Annotated in this window: 17 protein-coding genes; all 17 read right to left on the bottom strand. The window is 33.0% G+C overall.

All coding sequences use genetic code 11. The features are described 5' to 3' along the window. Positions 1 to 33 precede the first annotated feature (33 nt). Positions 34 to 816, bottom strand: a complete 783-nt coding sequence (pflA, locus tag AC1DVP_RS16555; RefSeq protein ID WP_477184593.1) for a pyruvate formate-lyase-activating protein — start codon at positions 814 to 816, stop codon at positions 34 to 36. A 104-nt stretch (positions 817 to 920) separates the two neighbouring features. After that, positions 921 to 3155: a formate C-acetyltransferase gene (pflB, locus tag AC1DVP_RS16550; protein ID WP_477184592.1), complete on the bottom strand. Its 2235-nt coding sequence runs from the start codon at positions 3153 to 3155 to the stop codon at positions 921 to 923. Between the two features lie 384 nt (positions 3156 to 3539). Then, positions 3540 to 3986: a DUF1572 family protein gene (locus AC1DVP_RS16545; protein ID WP_477184591.1), complete on the bottom strand. Its 447-nt coding sequence runs from the start codon at positions 3984 to 3986 to the stop codon at positions 3540 to 3542. Continuing rightward, the gene (locus AC1DVP_RS16540) at positions 3986 to 4459 is read right to left on the bottom strand and encodes a nuclear transport factor 2 family protein (protein ID WP_477184590.1); all 474 of its coding nucleotides are present in this window, start codon (positions 4457 to 4459) and stop codon (positions 3986 to 3988) included. Before AC1DVP_RS16540 ends, AC1DVP_RS16545 begins: the two co-directional genes overlap by 1 nt. Before the next feature lie 193 nt (positions 4460 to 4652). Beyond that, complete coding sequence (locus AC1DVP_RS16535; protein WP_477184589.1) at positions 4653 to 6347, bottom strand: Ig-like domain-containing protein; 1695 nt, start codon at positions 6345 to 6347, stop codon at positions 4653 to 4655. Between the two features lie 318 nt (positions 6348 to 6665). Next, entirely contained in the window at positions 6666 to 7820 is a 1155-nt protein-coding gene (locus AC1DVP_RS16530; RefSeq protein WP_477184588.1) for a DUF6600 domain-containing protein, read from the bottom strand. 364 nt (positions 7821 to 8184) lie between these two features. After that, the gene (locus tag AC1DVP_RS16525) at positions 8185 to 8463 is read right to left on the bottom strand and encodes a YtxH domain-containing protein (protein ID WP_477184587.1); all 279 of its coding nucleotides are present in this window, start codon (positions 8461 to 8463) and stop codon (positions 8185 to 8187) included. Between the two features lie 19 nt (positions 8464 to 8482). Next, on the bottom strand, positions 8483 to 8638 hold the full coding sequence (locus AC1DVP_RS16520; RefSeq protein WP_477184586.1) for a lmo0937 family membrane protein: 156 nt from the start codon (positions 8636 to 8638) through the stop codon (positions 8483 to 8485). Positions 8639 to 8706: 68 nt separating this feature from the next. Then, positions 8707 to 9171 (bottom strand): sll1863 family stress response protein, encoded by a 465-nt coding sequence (locus AC1DVP_RS16515; RefSeq protein WP_477184585.1) that lies wholly within the window; start codon positions 9169 to 9171, stop codon positions 8707 to 8709. 92 nt (positions 9172 to 9263) lie between these two features. Beyond that, positions 9264 to 9449, bottom strand: coding sequence for a CsbD family protein (locus tag AC1DVP_RS16510; protein ID WP_477184584.1), 186 nt, complete (start codon positions 9447 to 9449; stop codon positions 9264 to 9266). A 133-nt stretch (positions 9450 to 9582) separates the two neighbouring features. Beyond that, positions 9583 to 10038 (bottom strand): low affinity iron permease family protein, encoded by a 456-nt coding sequence (locus AC1DVP_RS16505; protein WP_477184583.1) that lies wholly within the window; start codon positions 10036 to 10038, stop codon positions 9583 to 9585. Positions 10039 to 10249: 211 nt separating this feature from the next. Beyond that, positions 10250 to 10465, bottom strand: a complete 216-nt coding sequence (locus AC1DVP_RS16500) for a hypothetical protein (protein WP_477184582.1) — start codon at positions 10463 to 10465, stop codon at positions 10250 to 10252. A gap of 12 nt (positions 10466 to 10477) precedes the next feature. Next, complete coding sequence (locus tag AC1DVP_RS16495; protein WP_477184581.1) at positions 10478 to 11002, bottom strand: hypothetical protein; 525 nt, start codon at positions 11000 to 11002, stop codon at positions 10478 to 10480. A 131-nt stretch (positions 11003 to 11133) separates the two neighbouring features. Beyond that, positions 11134 to 11862: an MlaD family protein gene (locus AC1DVP_RS16490; protein ID WP_477184580.1), complete on the bottom strand. Its 729-nt coding sequence runs from the start codon at positions 11860 to 11862 to the stop codon at positions 11134 to 11136. Between the two features lie 19 nt (positions 11863 to 11881). Next, a complete protein-coding gene (locus tag AC1DVP_RS16485) occupies positions 11882 to 12658 on the bottom strand; it encodes an ABC transporter ATP-binding protein (RefSeq protein ID WP_477184579.1) in 777 nt (258 codons plus the stop codon). Positions 12659 to 12661: 3 nt separating this feature from the next. Next, a complete protein-coding gene (locus AC1DVP_RS16480) occupies positions 12662 to 13456 on the bottom strand; it encodes an MlaE family ABC transporter permease (protein WP_477184578.1) in 795 nt (264 codons plus the stop codon). Between the two features lie 268 nt (positions 13457 to 13724). Beyond that, entirely contained in the window at positions 13725 to 16121 is a 2397-nt protein-coding gene (locus tag AC1DVP_RS16475) for a glycosyltransferase (protein ID WP_477184577.1), read from the bottom strand. Between the last annotated feature and the right edge of the window lie 177 nt (positions 16122 to 16298).

Raw genomic sequence — 16298 nt, 5'->3', positions numbered from 1 at the left:
AATTTTTATTGTAAAAAAAGATTCATTAAATTTTTATTTAATTTTTACATTTTTGAAGTATAGCTTGAATATTTCGGCAGCTTTATTGACTTCTTCGGCTGTGTGCGGAATAGTATCAGCCAATTGATATTCTAAACCCATCAATTCCCATTTGCTTTTACCCATTTGATGGAAAGGTATAATTTCAACTTTTTCTATTGTTTTATATGAAGTGAAATGTTTTCCCCATTCATGAAGGTATTCTTCCTGATCGCTCCACCCAGGCACTAATACATAACGTAGCCACATTGGTTTTCCCGTACTTTCTCTATATTCGGCCAATCGAAGAGTTGTTTTGTTTTTTACTCCAGTCAGCTTTTTATGCCATTCTTTATTAATGTGTTTTACATCCAGCAGTAATAAATCGGTTCTTTCCAATAATTGTTCTGTTTTAGAATCCAATACTCTGCCATTAGAATCCAGACAAGTGTGAATCTCATTTTCGTGTAAACGGTCAAAAAAATGGATTAATTTATCTCTTTGCAATAAAGGTTCACCTCCAGAGACAGTTACACCGCCATTTTCTCCAAAATAAGATTTTTGATGTAAAGTTTTTTCAATCAGTTCTTCAATAGGCATAAATGTCCCGCCATGAATATCCAAAGTATCTGGATTTTGACAATACAAACATCTAAATTGACATCCTTGAACAAAGATGACCATTCTGATTCCCGGGCCATCATGAGTTCCAAATGTTTCAATAGAATGAACTCGAAGTAAGTCAGGATTGTGTACGTCTATCGAATCATCGGTATATTGTTGTTGCGGAAAATACATTTAATAAAAAGATTTAAAAAACCTGTCTAATTAAAAAACATAATTAGTTTTTTTTTTAGACAGGTTAATGTGGTTTAATTTAAAATCTATAGTTAGTGGTTAATTTACAATGTTTCATGGAAAGTTCTTGTGATAACCTCGAGCTGATGCGCTTTAGACAATCGAACGAAATTAACGRCATATCCAGAAACTCTTATCGTTAATTGAGGATAATTTTCTGGATGATTGTATGCGTCTAATAATGTTTCTTTATTCAAAACATTTACATTTAAGTGATGTGCATTTCTTCCAAAGTAGCTGTCCAGAATGGTTTTTAAATTTACAACCTGATCTTCTTTATCAGATCCTAAAGATTTTGGAACCATTGTAAATGTATACGAAATACCATCCTGAGCATCTTCATATTTCAATTTACTCACAGAGTTTAAAGAAGCAATAGCCCCATTTGTATCTCTGCCGTGCATAGGATTTGCTCCTGGAGCAAAAGCTTCACCGCCTTTACGGCCGTCAGGTGTTGAGCCTGTATTGGAACCATACATCACATTAGAAGTTATGGTTAATAAAGATAGGGTAGGTGTGGCGTTTTTGTAAGCTGCGTGTTTTCTTAATTCATTAATGAAAATAGTCGTGATTTCTTGTGCAATGCTGTCCACTCTGTCATCATCATTACCAAATTTTGGAAAGTCCCCTTCAATATTAAAATCTACAGTCAATCCGATGTCATTTCTAACAGGAGTCACTTTTGCATATTTTATAGCTGATAATGAATCGGCAATAATAGAAATTCCTGCTGCACCATAAGCTATATCAATATTTGGATCACTGTCAATCAAAGCCATTTGTGCTCTTTCGTAATAGTATTTGTCATGCATGTAATGAATGATATACATTGATTTTGCATAAACTCTTGCCACTTCTGCTAAAGTTGTTTTGAATATATTCATGACAGCATCATAATCAAGGACACCATCAGCCATTTGAGGAATGTTTTTAATAACAACAGATCCTTTATCTTCCTCACGGCCGCCATTTAAAGCCATAAGTAACGCTTTTGGCAAATTCGCACGCGCTCCAAAGTGCTGAATTGTTTTTCCAATTTTTTGATAGGATACGCAACAAGCAATTCCATAATCATCAGATCCTCTGTTAGTACGCATTAAATCATCATTTTCATACTGAAGAGAAGAGGTGTCAATAGAAACTTTGGCACAAAAATCTTTAAATCCTTTTGGCAAACTTTGTGACCAAAGAATAGTCAAATTCGGTTCAGGAGAAGCTCCCAAATTGTATAATGTTTGCAGGAATCTGAATGAAGTTTTAGTCACCTTTGTTCTTCCGTCGTTAAGCTGTCCTCCAATGGCTTCAGTTACCCAAGTTGGGTCTCCACCAAAAATTTCATCGTAAGCTCCTGGGCGTAAATGACGCACCAAACGAAGTTTCATTACAAACTGATCGATAAATTCTTGAGCATCTTCTTCGTTTATTAAACCAGATTTCAAATCATTTTCTATATAAATATCCAAAAATGATGAAACATTTCCTAGAGACATTGCGGCTCCATCTTGTTCTTTTACAGCACTCAAATAAGCTAAATACGTAAACTGAACAGCTTCTTTGGCATTGACAGCAGGAACAGAAATATCAATGCCATAAGAATTGGCCATGATTTTCATATCCTGCAGAGCTTTAATCTGTTCCGAGATTTCTTCTCTAAGACGGACTTTGTGATCTGTCATTTCGCCAGCAATAGCTGCAAAATCTTCTTTTTTGGCTTCAATTAGACGATCTACACCATAAAGAGCAACTCTTCTAAAATCACCAATAATTCTTCCTCTGGCATAATTGTCTGGTAAACCTGTTAATAAGTGTTTAGAACGATATGCTCTAATTTCGCTGTCGTAAGCACTAAAAACAGCCTGATTATGATCTTTAGCATAGTTGAAAATTTTAATCACTTCATCAGAAACTTTCAATCCTCTTTCGGCTACTGCAGATTCAACCAATTTAATTCCGCCAAATGGCTTCATTGCTCTTTTTAAGACTTGGTCGGTTTGTAAGCCTACAATAACTTCATTCTGCTTATCAATATAACCCGGACCAAATGAAGTAAGATTTGAGATTATATTTGTATCAATGGCTAAGCAGCCATTTTTCTTTCTTTCTTCCAGTAAATTCTCTTTACAAACATTCCATAGCTTATTTGTTTTGTCTGATGGACCTACTAAGAAACTTTGATCACCTTCATAAGGAGAAATATTTTGCAATACAAAATCATAGACATCAATTGCTTTATTCCAATTTCCTGTTTTAAAATATAATGTTTCAGTTGTACTTTTCATTTTTATAGAAATTATTTAGTTGAATATGCTGCTTTTATACTAGTAAATTTAAGAAATTTTCATGTTTGATTGACCTCGCTGTTTATTTTTAAATAATAATTAAAGTATTTATTGGTAAGTAGTTATTTGTGTATTGTTTCTTTTATTTTTATGATTATTTTTTATGACTATTACGTTATAGATAAAATTTATAGTTAATATTTTTAATCAGTTTAGTAGTGTTAAAATTTACCTGATTGATCTAAAATCCTCTATGCTATTCCTGTTTTTATGAAAAATAACACTTATAATTATATGTACTTTTTATCTGTTAAAGTAAAGAGGTAAAAATTTATGATTAAAAAATCAATCTTTGAGATATTTTCAATTGACAAATTAGGAATACTAATTGTCCAATAATCGTCTGTGATAATTAATTTGACCCAAATGATAGGTCAAATGAGTTGTAAGATGCAATAATAAATAAGCAACAGAGGTTTTGCTTTCAAAAACTAAATAAGGATGTTCTTGTTTTAAATCTTCATCAGTAAGCTGATCGAATATAGTATTAATCACTGCTATTGTAGCATCGATTTGAGCAATAAGCATACTTTTTGGAACAAATTTATTGGAAAACTCTAATTCTCTATTCCTAATATAATTTGTGTTTCCAATTTGCGCTCCAATATAGGTGTTTAGATTACCTATTAAATGCAAGCAGAGATTGCCTCCTGAATTCGAAATTGATTTTTCAATATGCCAAATTTTATTTTCATTATGGTAAGAATCAATTTCTGATTTTAGCTTATTGAGGTCTCGATTGAATAATGTTTTTAAAATTTCAACAGTCATTAGGATTGGGCTTTTGTATAGTTTTTTAATGAAGCAATGGCTTGTTTCTGAATTTGTTTTTGCATGAAACCTGTCCAGCCCAATAGAAATCCTTTAAAGCCAAATGCCTGTTTAGACCATCTCCAAATATCGAAATGATCAGTATGCTTTATTATTAAACCATTGTGAAATTGAAATTGAGCATGAACTTCATTGATTACTTTTCGATTTGTTTTACTGAAATTGTACGTAGCAATCCATGTAGCAGTACCCGAATATTCATCGGCTTTGATATCTGAAAATTCAATTTTAATGTTTCCTTTACTTTTTTCCATTAGCATTTTCCACATCTGGCAAGCGTCATTGCCTTTTAATATTCCAAAGGCAGGGTCCTGAAACTGGATGTTGGGATGATAACATTCGCACATTGTTTTGGCATCAGCATTTGCAAAAGCAGTATAGAACTTAAGTGTTAATTGTTCGTTTGGATTCATTTTAAAAAAATTTAAAAGTAAAAATAGTAATTTTTTTCATATTAATTGAATTGAACCTGTTTCTTAACAATATTTGAAAAACACTCTCTATTTTATACTTAATGGCCTTGTATTTTTTTTCCAAACAAAAAAAGGATAGGCTTTTTTAATTACCTATCCTTTATATTAAAGTTGACCTTTATGACTATAATATTTATGGCTTGGAGATAATATTAGTATGCGTCATAACGATAGAACCATTTCGGGCTAACATTCTGCCTTGGACAGTAGCATGTGAATTCATTGTTATAGATGTCAATGCTAATATGTTTCCTTTAAATATAGTATAGTTTCCAATTGTTGCAGATCTGCCCACTTGCCAAAAGATATTTTTGGCTTGAGCACCGCCGCTTAGAATTACATTTCCGCCAGCTCCACCAACAGTTGTGAAGTCTGAGGCTACTTGAAAAATCCAAACTGCATTTGCATCTCCTTGTGCATCAAGAGTTAAATCTCCAGATTGTATTAAAAGGGTAGAAGTCGATTTATAAATACCAGGAGCCAGTGTTTTACCACCTTGATCACCAGATACCGTAGCAGGTGCAGGTGTTGAAGCTCCTTCGGCAAAAAGATAGGCATTTGTCAAATCCTGTTTGGCTTTTATTAGCATAGCACCTATCCCAGGAGGAGCAATATCATCAGAAGCATAAATAGCGCCTTCTACGATTATCGCAGGAGGAAAGCCAGTAACCGAAGATCGAACTCCCGGACTTATCCCTACATCCATATTTCTTATTTCGCTAAAGCCTGCATTATTACTTACTCCAACACCCGCTAGAATTCCGAATCTTTCTGCTGATCCAAGGTTTACGGTGTTACCAACTAATGTGGAACTCGTACTGAAATTCCATATATAATTGTTGGCCAATGCAATGCCTGCCAAATTTTTGGCTCCTGAAATTGTTGCAGTATAAGTTGTTCCAGGTAAAAGATCAGTACTTGGGTTAAAAGTAGCAGTAGTGCCTGTATAGCTGACAACCCCTATTAATGTTGTATTTCCATTTTTTACAGTAAATGTTTTGTCATTAATGGTTTTAGGATCTATAGCGATACTGAATGTTGCAGAAATCGATTTGTTAAGCAGTGTTGCTGTTGCATTATCTAAAGGATCAGTAGAGACTACCGTTGGTGCAGTTGTAGCTCCAGTGGTAAACGTCCAAACATAATTAGAACTCAATGCTGTTCCTTGTATATTTTTGGCTTCTGTCGTAATTGTTGCTGTATATAGTGTATTGGCCATTAAAGAAATACTCGGTTTAAAATATGCTGTAGTTCCTGTATATGAAATACTTCCTGTAACAACATTTGCTCCTTGTTTGACTGTAAAGCTATTTGCATTAATAGTAGTTTGATCCATTGGCATATTGAAATTTACAGTAACAACTTTATTAAGGACTACATTGGTAGCTTTATTGATAGGATCAGCTGAAAGCACCATTGGTTTTAGCGTGGTTCCTGTGCTAAAAGTCCAAACATAATCAGACTCTAAGGCTTGGCCAAGTATATTTTGCACTGTTGTTTTAATAATACCTGTGTACGTTGTGTTGGCAGTAAGGGGAGCAGTTGGACTAAACGTAGCTGTTTTTCCACTAATGGAAACTGTTCCTGCAACCAATGATGTTCCTTGTACTGTAAAAGATGATGAATTAAAAGTAGAAGCTTTCATCTCTTGATTGAAATTAACTGAGATAGCTTTGCTTAAAGGGACATTTATAGTTCCATTTTCTGGATTAACAACTGTTACAACTGGCGATTCACCTGTAGTTTCCTGTGAATCATCCTTAGAGCATCCTGAAATTAAAACAACAAGTACTATTGCAATTGTTGATAATAGTTTTTTAGTATTCATTTTTTGTGTATTAGATTATTTATGTACAAAGATGGATGGATAGCCTTAAAAGAACGTTACAGAATTATATGCATTAGTTGTATAATTCCGCAGTGATCAAAAATCATTTTCTTTATTGTTTACTGCAAAAAAAGCCAAATTGTATTTCGTACAATTTGGCTTTGCTGCTAAGAAACCGATTAAAAATCTATTTATAAGACACTATCCTAAAAAGTGTGTAAGTTTAAAAAGATAAGGGTTTGACTTTTTAATTAAATGAACCCTTTTTTCAAATATAGTTAAGAACTGGTTGAAAGTTTTGAATTTTAAAGATTCATATTAATGTTGCTTTTTTGAATGCTGTTGCTGTTGTTGTGGGACAGCATGTTCATAGTGCTGTGACTGCTGTTGAGACTGTTGTTGAGACTGTTGTTGAGATTGCTGTTGAGACTGTTGGATAGGTTGTTCGTAACGTTGTGGCTGTTGTTGTGGATACTGTTTATTTGGCTTTGGAACAGACAGTTCATTACGTTGCGGCTGTTGTTGAGGATATTGTACTTGACGCTCTTTGTGCGGTTGTTTGCCAGGCTGTTCATAACGTGGTGACAGTGGTTGAGCTTGTTGTTTACGATTCTGATCTTTTGGCTGTGGGTCAGACTGTTCATAACGTTTTGATGGATTCGTTTTAGCATTAGGTTTTACATCTTTCATACTCAACACTCTATAAGGGATAGGCTTCTGGCCAGAGCCAGTATGTTTTTCCACTCTTGGTTTGTAGACATAAAGTTCTCCGTTGCCCATGTTTTGTCCTGGCATGTTTCTCTCCCTGATAGCAACAGTCTTGATTGAATTACCAGTTCTTTTTTCTATCTCACTTCTATCAGGACCTATGCTGTATTTTATCTTATTAGAATTGTCGGTCCTAATATTGTTTACTACTGTAGAGGTTTTAAGAATTCTAGTATTGTCAGATGTACGAATGTAATAATTATCAATATTCGTTCTTCCTAAATCTCTGTCTCTTACTAATATCCATTGATTATAGGGTAAATTGTAATTGCTGCCATAAGCAATGCTGATACTAATTCCCGGACCTATCGGAGCCCATCCGTAATATCCTTCACATCTTCGCCAGACAACCCATGCAGGTCCCCATTCATAATCAGGAACCCATATCCATCCATAAATATAGTCGTAATACCAACGGCCGTAATGGAATGGAGCCCATCCCCATGAATAATTTGAAACCCATGTCCAGCCTATATCTGTAAATACCCAATGACCATTAGTGCCATAAGGAATAAAGCCAATAGCGACATCGGGAATCCAAACATATCCATAATGTGAATTAAGTACCCAATTTCCATAGGGACTCAAATCATCATAAAAAACCTGAAAATTAATTGATACTTGCGCAGTTGCCTTTTGAGGTGCTATCATTGTCCATGTATTGAAAGCAATGAATAAAACTGCTATTTTGCTTATGGATTTCATGATACTGTTGTTTAATGTTTTAGATTTAAATAAAAACCATAATCTATCTATATAACAACTATAACGTTAAAAAAAATGAGTGAAACATGCTTAAAATTAAGTTGCATATTTCTGAAAATTAAGTTAAATCATTACTTTTTTAGTATCCATTATTATTTCAAAAGAAAAAATCATATTGGCAAATAATATTTTAATATAATAGGGCAGTTTCAAAAGATGGTCTACTTAATAATTCAGAAAGATTAACTGTTATGATATTTTCTAAAGAGAAATGTCCATATAAGGATAAAAGGTATTTTTTCTCAGTTGATGTTCCAAAATAACGGCTGGGCTGTAATCTCCCAGGTTATTGTTGTTTAGTAAATTAGACGCTTCCGCTTTTTATTTCGTCTTTGTTATCATCAAATTTTGATTTTCCATCCACAATTAGATCTTTGTCATTTTGGAACATTTTAGCATAACTGCTTTTTATTTCTTCGGATAAATTACCCAATTTATCTTTGAATTCATGGGCTATGTTATTGCCTTTTTTTAGAATTTTCTTTCTTGTATCGGCTCCTTTTGCAGGGGCAAACAATATACCTAATGTAACTCCTGTGGCAATACCGCCCAATACTCCTAATGCTAATTTACTTGCTTTCATAATGTTTGTATTTAATTATTTATAAAATTTTTCTGCCTTGGATTATTCTTAATATTACTGCAATTATTGCAATAACAAGCAATATGTGTATTATGGATCCTGCACTATAGGCAAAGAAACCGATTGCCCAAAAAATAACTAGTATTACTGCTACTGTATAAAGAAGATTGCTCATGATTTCTGTTTTTATAAGATTAATAATTTGTTGCAATCACCACTATCACAACTATATAACGTTTTTATTTAATTTTTGTTATTTACGGTAAAGTTTTTTAAGCTTTGTCCAAGTTCATCCATATCATGGTTGAATTCTCTCTTGAAAGATTGCCAATCACTATTGACATCATTTTTATAGGAATCCATTTTTGCTTTTAGATTCTTGTTTTTTTGTTCAATTGTATCAATGTTTTTTTGATATGCTTTATCGATGTCTTTTCCCGTTTTTTTGATTTTTAATTTCAATTCGGTTATTTTGGCATTGTTTTCTTCGATTTTTACATTGGTAGCATCTTTGAATTCTTGCCATTCTTCAGCTGTTGCTACTCTTTTGGCTTCGTCCAAATCGTCTTCGGCTTCTGTTACGGCAACTTTCGCGCTGTCAACATTATCTTGAGCAGCTTGTTCTTTTTCTGTGTTTGGTTTACAACTCGTGACTATTGATCCTATTAGGAAAGCTGCAATTACAAGGGGTAAAATTGATTTTTTCATATTAATATATTTTAAGATTATATTTTTTTTGATAAAAATTGTATCCATTTACGCTACTTAAGAATTAAATGGATACAATTTGCTGCAACTATCTAAAGCGCTTGAATAATTTTGTGAAGTTCTTCTTTAGTTTTTCCCAATTTAATTTGAAGTTTTCCCAGCATTTCATCTTTTTTTCCTTCAACAAATAATAAATCATTATCCGTTAAGGCTGCAAATTTTTGTTTCAATTTTCCTTTTTGCTCGTCCCAGTTTCCTTTTAATTCTGTTGTGTTCATCTTGTTCATATTATGTGTGAAACCATTTTCACAACATTACAAAGGTGGAGGTATTGTGATATAAAAAGGTTACAAAATTTGAGCAAAGAGTTACATCATTTACAGTTTTTCGCATAGTAATATTTCATTTATATCACTCTTTGATATGGTTTTCTTCTTCATCCAAAGCTTTGTCCAGTTCTTTATTAAACTCATCTTTAAATTCTTCATCCAACTCTTTAATTTGTTCAGCCAAATCAGAATATTCTTTGGACAATTCAGTGATTTCTCTTTCTGTTTTAATTTCTGCATTAAGTACGGCATTGCTGGCTGGTTCGTGTGAGGAAACCAATTCGTTTATTTTTAGATGCAGAGAAGCCGAGAATCTATTGAACGATTTTTGGATAATGAATAAACTCAGGAAAGTAACTCCAAAAATGATATCTCCAATAATAAGATGTGTGTCATTGTTTATAAACAAACTATTGATCCACCAAAACAGCACTAGGCATAATGCTATTAGAAACGAAATAGAGTTTCCTAATATTGTCGTTGCAACAGAAACTAATTTTTCGAAAAGATTTTCGGTATGGCTGTATAATTTTTTCATGATATTTTATTTTATAACGAATATAAAAGCCCTGCCAATTTAATAGCAGGGCTTATTCTAAATTTTTAACGAACGGTCAGGTTGTCTTAAACTTATTTTTTTTATGAGAAGATTTACGCTTTTATAGTCTCAAAATAATCTGATATAAAAAAGTTTTTTGAGTGTTGCCCATCCAAATACCTAAGTTTTTTCTGATTTCATTTTTTTATTTTCAAATATTAATGCCTTGATTTGGAGCATATTTATCTAAAATTTCTTTTAAAGAATTTAGATATTCTTTCAGTGCTTTTTTGTTCATTTCAGGGTTTTCAATACCTGGAATGGTTTCTGGCATTTCTAGAAGGTATTTTGATAACTCAGGATATTCCTTATGTATCAACATTGTTGTCTTCAAAATTAAGTCATTCAGCTCTTTTTCAGTTTTCATAACATTCAAGGATTAATGCTTGCCATTTTTATGGCCATTGTTTCCATTGCCGTGATGATTACCATTACCATGATTGCCTTGGTTTCCATTGCCTTGGTTTCCATTGTCATGGTTTCCATTGTCATGGTTTCCATTGTCATGATTGTTGTAATTAGCTGCAGTTCTATAGTTTTCTTGATGGCCTTTATTATAGCCTTTGTAATATTTCATTTTATGTTCTTGAAAATGACCGTAAGGTCTTGTTCCATGATAATCATTTAAGACCACTTTATATCCATTATACAAATTATAGTTTCTATAACGATTTGGTAAATTATAAGATCTTATCCAAACGCCATTACTTAAAAAGATGAACTGTTCTGCACGAATATCATAATAGGATTGTACATCTGGCAAATAATAATACGATACTTCTGAATAGCCAACCGGACCCCATTGTGGTGGTGTGCCAAAATTGACGCTTACAGAAACTTGTGCATGGTTTGCTGTTGAGGCAAACAAGAAAAGTGCTAGGGCAATTAGTTTTAATGTTTTCATTTTTTTTGTTTTAAATGTGTTTATTCATCAGCATTTAAAAGAGTGTATATTCTCTTCCAGCTTTGATGTTACAAAGGTGGGATGTAAAACCAAAGATTATGTTATACTATTAATAATAAAGATTTCATAATTTACGGATTGTCATCTTTGGATTTCAAATCTTTTTCTTTTTTCTCTTGTTTTTTGGCAGTGGCTTTTTCCTTTTTATTAAAATAACCTTTTAGCAAAATGTTGTGTTTTGCTGCTTCCATATTTTCACTAAATCCTTTAGTTCCAGACTCTAGATTAGACATCGTTGCATTAAGTTTTTTTCCCATATTTTCATCCATTAATAATTTGGATAAAGTTCCTTTTCCATTGTTTATTTTAAAACTGAATTCGGCAAGTTGATCTGTAATAACTGCAGCATTATCGACTGTGTTTTTTACGCCTTTCATAATGTCTTCAATTTCTATTGCTTTGAGGGATGTAATTGTGTCATTGTTTTTTACGGCACTTTTAGATGTTGTTCCTGGTGAGATAGTCAGTACTTTATCTCCCATCAAACCATCTGAGCCAATACTGGCTTTGGCATCAGTTTTAATAAAGCGGCGCACTTCGTCTTTAATTATCAATTTTACGGCTACAGTCGAATCGGTAATAAGCGCAATCTCACTTACGGTTCCCACATTTATGCCAGAGAACCGAACATTATTTCCCACCTTCAGTCCCGTTACAGTTTTGAATCGTGATTGTAAGGTAAAAGTGGATCCAAATAAATTTTTTTGTTTCCCAACAAAGTATATGGTCCCAACAAAGAGAATCAACCCAATAGTTACAAACATTCCTAATTTCCATGTAAACCCTGATTCTTTATACATAATTTGAGTATTTTATTTGTTAAATGAAAAAAGAGCGAACCCATTCGTCTTTACTTTTTTCTAATTCGGCATAACTGCCTTCTGCGCAGATGACGCCATCTTTTAAAATCATAATTCGGTTAGCCGTTATTTTGGCGCAAGCCATATCATGAGTAATAATGATAGAAGTTGTTTTGTATTTTTTTTGAACATGCAATATCAATTCACTAATTTCTCTGGAGGTTATAGCGTCCAATCCAGTCGTAGGTTCATCATATAAAATGATTTCGGGCTTGATGATAACTGTTCTGGCTAGACCAATTCTTTTTCGCATTCCACCAGACAATTCGGATGGCATTTTATCAATGACTTCTTCCAATCCTACATTATCTAAAGCTTCTAAAATGGCTTCGTCAACTTCATTGGAGGATAAATAAGGGGAATGGTGTTTTAAGGTAAATTCCAAATTTTGTCTTACAGTCATCGAATCATATAAAGCTCCATTTTGAAATAAAAACCCGATGCGTATTCTAATTTCATTTAGAGCTACAGTATTCATTCGAGTAATATCTTCACCAAAAATGTTGATTTCACCTTCATCGGCACGTATTAAACCTACCAAACATTTTATAGTAATTGATTTTCCTGAACCTGATCGGCCTAAAATAACCAAATTCTCTCCTTTTTTTACAGATAAATTAATACCTTTCAGAACATCATTATCCCCAAAAGATTTGCAAACATTTTTTAGTTCTAGGATAGTTTCTGTTGAATGTGTTGTTACTTTCTTATCTTTTAATGGTTTTGCCTGTATCATGAGTTAATAAAATAAGTCGGTTATTTGTACGGCAATCATATCAAGAATAAAGATGCTTAAAGAAGCTGTGACTACGGCTGTGTTTGCTGCTTTTCCAACACTTTCGGTTCCATTCTCGGCATTAAATCCTTTGTAGCAACCCACTAAACCAATGGCAAATCCAAAGAAAAAAGTCTTTAGTACTGCAGGTAATATGTCCAGAAATTCGAGATGTTCCAATACATTGGAGAAATAACGGTAAAAATCCATATTTTCATGAATGTTGTATCCGATATATCCACCAAAAACACCAATAAAATCGGCGTAAATGACTAAAATGGGAATCATAATTGTGGTTGCCAAAATTCGGGTAGCCACCAAATACTTATAAGGATTTATAGCCGAAACTTCCATGGCATCTATTTGTTCGGTTACTTTCATCGAGCCCAATTCGGCACCTATTCCAGAAGCTATTTTTCCGGCACAAATTAATGCCGTAATTACAGGCACAATTTCCCGTATTAGCGAAAGTCCAACCATGCTGGGTAACCAGGATTCGGCTCCAAACTTTGCCATTGTTGGGCGTGATTGTATGGTAAGAACCAAACCCATTATAAAACCAGTAATGCTTACTATGGGCAAAGATTTGTATCCAATAGCATAACACTGCCAAAGAAATTCTTTGAATTCAAAGGGAGATTTTACAACTTCTTTAAAAAAGCGTGTTGTAAATAGTGTTGTCTTGCCAATATCTTCAAAAATGTTTTTCAGATAGGATTTTGCAATCGAAACTTTTAAAATTTTTACAGAACTATTCATGATTTTAAAAATGTAGTTGTACAGCTGATTAAGTAAATGCCTAAGGATTCATTGATTTGTTTTGAAACCATTATGTAACTTTCAAATCAGTTATTATTGATTCCGACAAAAGTGTTTAACACATCAATAGATTTTTTTGGATTCATCAGATTCAAATTAAGGTTGGATTGTTTGATATATAAAATGCTAAATTTTCAATAGATAAAGGTCACTGCTTTAGTATTAAAAGAGTTTCGCAACTTTGAGCAAATCTTATATTATTCACGCATTAAACCATAAGTTTAGGATAGCTTAACTTCAAATAAATTTCTTTGTTAATTTGACTTGAAGCATGCAATTTGAAAGATCTCCTGGTATTTTTTTCAATTGCCAATCGAGCCATCAAATAGCTTACTGTAGATTCTGCCCCTTGGTTTAAATTGATATAAGTATCTTCTAATCCGTCATAACATCCTCCTGTGCAGGGGTTATAAATAATTTGGTGCAAATGGTTATTACCCAAAAACCAACTGAAAGCAATTTTTATTTTTCGCTTGTATTCCAGGTTATTAAAAGCTTTTGAAAATTTGCTTAACGCCAAAATTGTATAAGCTACATCAATGGGCTGTTCTCCTCCAATTACTTCTTTATTGATGCTGTCCTCTTTGTGCATCCATCCTTTGTTGGAAATTACTTTAATGCTGCCATCTTTAAAAATTTTACTCAAAAGAAAGTCAAAGGAAATTTTTGCAACTGCTTTATAATCTGTATCTCCTGTACTCAAATAAGCACAAAGCATAGCTTCTGGCAAAATACTGTTGCCGTAGGTCAAATAACTTTCGAACCAGTTCCAATTAGGTTTCGATTCATGCTTGTACATTTGAATCATTCTATCGGCCAATTTTTTTATTATTACCGTATTTTGGGGTGATTTTTCTTTGGAATTAGCATAATAAAGCCCTTTGATGACAAAAGCCATTGCTCGAGTCGAATGAATTTCTGTAACACTAACGGTTGCTAGCCGTAAGGTTGATTTCGCTTCTTCTATCAATGTTATAGGTAAAATTGTTCCTAAAGAAATTAAATATCCCAAAGCCCAAATGGCTCTTCCATTAGAATCTTCCAGATTGGTTTCCTTGTTTTGCTTGGTAAAATCACCATCCTCGTCAACGTAATTTAGAAAAGAACCATCGTCTTGAAGACAAGAAGTTATAAAAGTCAGGTAGATTTTGATGTAATCTAAATCGGATTCGTCTTTTGTTAATTCAAAATGTTCACACATAGCTACCATGGCACGGGCATTGTCATCTACGGTATATCCTGATTCTAAGTCTGGTTGATTGATAATAGAAAACTGAATCATGCCAAAATCGGTTGTTAATCTTTTGATGTGGTCTAAATTGATTTCCGGAATTTTATACTCTAAATTCAAATTTTTATCGCCTATTTTTTCGAATAAAAATGCATGGGCAATTGCCGAATTTTCCCATGCTGTTGGCACAATTTTATGCAATCCGTTTGCGCTTATGTTTTTTCTTAATTGTTTATCCAGCAACAAACGATTTACTTCTTTTGCCAATTGCTTAGAATTTCCAAAATCGATTATGATTCCTGCACCCTCACTTAACACTTCGCATGCATGTGGAATAGGAGTGGAGATAATGGGGCAACCACAGCTTATGGCATAGGAAAAGGTTCCGCTAACGGCTTGATTGGGATCTTTTGAAGTAAACAAATAAATATCCGTAAGCTGTAAAAAGTCTAAAAGTTGAGGCAGGGGCAAAAAGGCGTTGACAAACAATACGTGGTTTTGCAACTTTAGGCTTTGAATTTTTTTGTCCAGCATCGTTCTGTATTTTTCACCTTCTTCTTTTACTACAGATGGATGTGTTTTACCAATTATTAGAAATAAAACATCATTGTTTTCTTTGATAATACTCGGCATGGCATCAAGTGTCGTTTCGATGCTTTTTCCTGAATTTAATAATCCAAAAGTTAAAAGCACTTTTTTTCCGGACAAATTATATTCTTCTTTCAAAAGTTCTTTGTCAGAATGAGGTACCAAATGAGTTCCATGAGGTATTACCGATATTTTTTCTGGATTGATTCCATAATCATTTTTCAAGATTAAAGCTGCAGAATGGGTCATCACAATTATCGAATGAGCCAGCTGTCCTATAACTTGAACATTTTCTTTAAGTGAATCGTTAGGATTAGGCAATACTGTGTGAAATACAATTATTGCAGGTTTTTCAATTTTGTATAAAAACGGTATCAAATGGGCTTCGTTATTTCTAAAAAGCCCAAATTCATGCTGAAGCAATACCATTTGAATCGAATTATTAGCATTGATTTTTTCGGACAAATTGTTGAACGAATTTGGTTCATCGGTGTTGAGGATATATTTTACAGGTTCATCATAATGATGTTTTTCAGCATCCGATTCCAACGCACAAATTTTTATGTTGAATGAATTTTTAAACTTATTATTTAATGATTTAATTAAATCCTGAGAATAGGTTGCAATGCCACATTCTCTAGGAGGGAAAGTGGTAATGAACAATATTTCGGGAAGTTTTACGACTGTATTAGGAATCAAATGATTGATAACTGACGTTTTAAATTCTGTGTTTAATACTCCTATTGGAAGGATATTAGGGTTCTGTGCGGTGATTCTATTTCTCATCTTTAAGGGTATTGCATTAATTTTTTGTAAAAATTTTGAATTACAAGAATTATAAAGGTCTATTTATAATGCCTAAAATTGTTATGAAACTTTTTAAATTAGTTATATTATTTACATATTATTAAGTAGCTAAGTTTATTGGCTTCATTTTTTTTGAATAGCTAATAATAATTTTTT

It is taken from the genome of Flavobacterium sp. P3_A6 (genome assembly GCF_056403035.1).
Note: the sequence above shows the minus strand (reverse complement) of the source record. Positions and strands in the feature narration are given on the sequence as shown.

Excerpts from the sequence above, each read along its gene's own strand:
- pflA (WP_477184593.1), bottom strand. The coding sequence starts at position 816 with ATGTATTTTCCGCAACAACAATATACCGATGATTCGATAGACGTACAC.
- AC1DVP_RS16545 (WP_477184591.1), bottom strand. The coding sequence starts at position 3,986 with ATGACTGTTGAAATTTTAAAAACATTATTCAATCGAGACCTCAATAAG.
- AC1DVP_RS16540 (WP_477184590.1), bottom strand. The coding sequence starts at position 4,459 with ATGAATCCAAACGAACAATTAACACTTAAGTTCTATACTGCTTTTGCA.
- AC1DVP_RS16535 (WP_477184589.1), bottom strand. The coding sequence starts at position 6,347 with ATGAATACTAAAAAACTATTATCAACAATTGCAATAGTACTTGTTGTT.
- AC1DVP_RS16530 (WP_477184588.1), bottom strand. The coding sequence starts at position 7,820 with ATGAAATCCATAAGCAAAATAGCAGTTTTATTCATTGCTTTCAATACA.
- AC1DVP_RS16525 (WP_477184587.1), bottom strand. The coding sequence starts at position 8,463 with ATGAAAGCAAGTAAATTAGCATTAGGAGTATTGGGCGGTATTGCCACA.
- AC1DVP_RS16520 (WP_477184586.1), bottom strand. The coding sequence starts at position 8,638 with ATGAGCAATCTTCTTTATACAGTAGCAGTAATACTAGTTATTTTTTGG.
- AC1DVP_RS16515 (WP_477184585.1), bottom strand. The coding sequence starts at position 9,171 with ATGAAAAAATCAATTTTACCCCTTGTAATTGCAGCTTTCCTAATAGGA.
- AC1DVP_RS16510 (WP_477184584.1), bottom strand. The coding sequence starts at position 9,449 with ATGAACACAACAGAATTAAAAGGAAACTGGGACGAGCAAAAAGGAAAA.
- AC1DVP_RS16505 (WP_477184583.1), bottom strand. The coding sequence starts at position 10,038 with ATGAAAAAATTATACAGCCATACCGAAAATCTTTTCGAAAAATTAGTT.
- AC1DVP_RS16500 (WP_477184582.1), bottom strand. The coding sequence starts at position 10,465 with ATGAAAACTGAAAAAGAGCTGAATGACTTAATTTTGAAGACAACAATG.
- AC1DVP_RS16495 (WP_477184581.1), bottom strand. The coding sequence starts at position 11,002 with ATGAAAACATTAAAACTAATTGCCCTAGCACTTTTCTTGTTTGCCTCA.
- AC1DVP_RS16490 (WP_477184580.1), bottom strand. The coding sequence starts at position 11,862 with ATGTATAAAGAATCAGGGTTTACATGGAAATTAGGAATGTTTGTAACT.
- AC1DVP_RS16485 (WP_477184579.1), bottom strand. The coding sequence starts at position 12,658 with ATGATACAGGCAAAACCATTAAAAGATAAGAAAGTAACAACACATTCA.
- AC1DVP_RS16480 (WP_477184578.1), bottom strand. The coding sequence starts at position 13,456 with ATGAATAGTTCTGTAAAAATTTTAAAAGTTTCGATTGCAAAATCCTAT.
- AC1DVP_RS16475 (WP_477184577.1), bottom strand. The coding sequence starts at position 16,121 with ATGAGAAATAGAATCACCGCACAGAACCCTAATATCCTTCCAATAGGA.